This window comes from Pseudomonas sp. FSL R10-0399 (assembly GCF_009600165.1).
GTDB classification, from domain to species: domain Bacteria; phylum Pseudomonadota; class Gammaproteobacteria; order Pseudomonadales; family Pseudomonadaceae; genus Aquipseudomonas; species Aquipseudomonas helleri.
Map to the genome: position 1 here is coordinate 1 of NZ_WIWK01000227.1, position 2,255 is coordinate 2,255.

1 protein-coding gene is annotated in these 2,255 nt (G+C 63.1%); it reads left to right on the top strand.

What is annotated here, in order from left to right; all coding sequences use genetic code 11:
* Positions 1 to 2,255, top strand: a 2,255-nt coding sequence (locus GHO41_RS29025) for an AMP-binding protein (RefSeq protein ID WP_153435323.1), incomplete at both ends; no start/stop codon positions are given.

Sequence of the window (2,255 nt, forward strand, 5' to 3'; positions counted from 1 at the left end):
CTGGAACTGCCGCTGACCGTGCTCGACTGGCGCGGCCGCGCCGATCAAACCGCCGAGCTGGAGTTGCTGGCGCGCAGCGAGCGTTTGCAGTTTGATCCGGCGCAACCGCCGTTGCTGCGCCTGGCCTTGGTGCGTCTCGATGAGCAGCGCCAGCAATTGATCTACACCCATCACCATTTACTGCTGGATGGCTGGAGCAATGCCTTGCTGCTGGGTGAGGTGTTGCAGCGTTATGCCGGGGTTGAGGTGGCCACTCATCAGGGCCGCTTTGGCGACTACATCGGCTGGCTGCAAGGGCAGGATGCTCAGGCAGATGAAGCCTTTTGGCGTGCGCAACTGGCGACCCTGGACAATCCGACGCTGTTGGCACAAAGCCTGGCGCACGGTGGCTCAGGCAGCAGCGAGTACGCGGATCATCGGCAGGTATTCGATGGGCCGAGCAGCGAGGCTTTCAATGCCTTTGCCCGCCAGCACAGCATCACCCTCAACACCTTGGTGCAGGGCGCTTGGGCGGTATTGTTGCAGCGTTACAGCGGTCAACAGACCGTAGCGTTTGGCGCCACTGTGTCCGGGCGTCCGGTGGATCTGCCGGGTGCAGAAAACCAGCTCGGGCTGTTTATCAACACCTTGGCGGTGATCACTCAGCCACAGGCGGCTGAAAGTGTGGCGCAGTGGTTGAGCCGCTTGCAGGCGCATAACCTGGAGCTGCGCGAGCATGAATTTACCGCGCTGAGCGATGTGCAGCGTTGGGCCGGGCGTGCCGGTGAGCCGCTGTTCGACAGTTTGCTGGTGTTTGAAAACTTCCCCATCGGCGCGGCCTTGCAGCAGGGCGCGCCAGAGGGCTTGAGCTTTGCCGTACCGGCCAACCATGAGCGCACCAACTACCCGCTGACGCTGGCGGCGGTCAGTGAAGGCCAGTTGAGCCTGACCTGGAGCTTCTTGTGCAGCCATTTTGAACCGGCGGCCATTGCCCGGATGAGCGAGCACTTGGCGTGCCTGCTGCACGCCATGGTGGCGGCGCCGTTGTGTGCGCTGGGCGAATTGCCGTTGCTAAGTGCTGTCGAGCACACCCGACAATTGCGTGAGTGGAACCCGCCACCCAAAGCCGCGACCGAGCAGAGTGTGCATCAGTTAATCGCCGCCCAGGCGGCGCTACGCCCTGACGCCACGGCGCTGATCTTTGACAGCAGCACGTTCACCTACGCCGAACTCAACCAACGCGCCAACCGTTTGGCCCATCGCCTGCGTGAACTGGGGATCGGCCCCGAAGTGCGGGTGGGGCTGGCGGTAGAACGTTCGCCGCAGATGATTATCGGCTTGCTGGCGATTCTCAAGGCCGGGGGCGCGTATGTGCCGCTGGACCCGGCGTACCCGCCAGAGCGCTTGGGTTACTTGATGCAGGACAGCGGCATTGCTTTGCTGCTGAGCCAGTCGTGGTTGCGCAAGCAGTTGCCGCAGATCGACGGCCTGCCGGTGCTGGAGCTCGACCGTGAAGACGTCAGCTACTTGCCTGCCAGCAACCCGGTCAACCTGATCACTGCACAGAACCTCGCGTACCTGATTTACACCTCGGGTTCGACCGGGCGGCCCAAAGGCGTGAGCGTGGCCCACGGCCCGTTGGCCATGCATTGCCTGGCCATTGGCGCGCTGTACGGCATGACCCCGGACGACCGCGAGCTGCAATTTGCTTCGATCAGTTTTGACGGTGCCCACGAGCGCTGGCTGACCCCGCTGGTGTTCGGTTCGGCGTTGATGCCCCGTGACGATGAGGTCTGGAGCGCGCAGCGTACCTGCGAAGAAATCGAGCGCCATGGCATCACCATCGCCTGTTTTACCCCGAGCTATTTGCTGCAAATGGCCGATAACATTGGCGAAGCCGGGCGCAGGCTGCCAATACGCTCCTACACCGTGGGCGGTGAGGGCATGCCCAAGCACGCCTTTGATGAAGTGCAGCGCGTGTTGCAACCGCCACGCATCATCAACGGTTACGGCCCGACCGAAACGGTGATCACGCCGTTGATCTGGTGCGCTTACCCGGACACCCAATTTGACTCGGCGTTCTTACCGATCGGGCGTCCGGTGGGTGAGCGCAGCGCCTATGTGCTGGATGCCAGCATGCAGGCGCTGCCAGTGGGTGTGGCGGGTGAGCTGTATTTGGGCGGCGAAGGCATTGCCCGCGGCTATCACCAGCGCCCGGCCCTGACCGCCGAACGCTTTGTGCCCGACCCGTTTGTACCGGGCGCGCGGCTGTATCG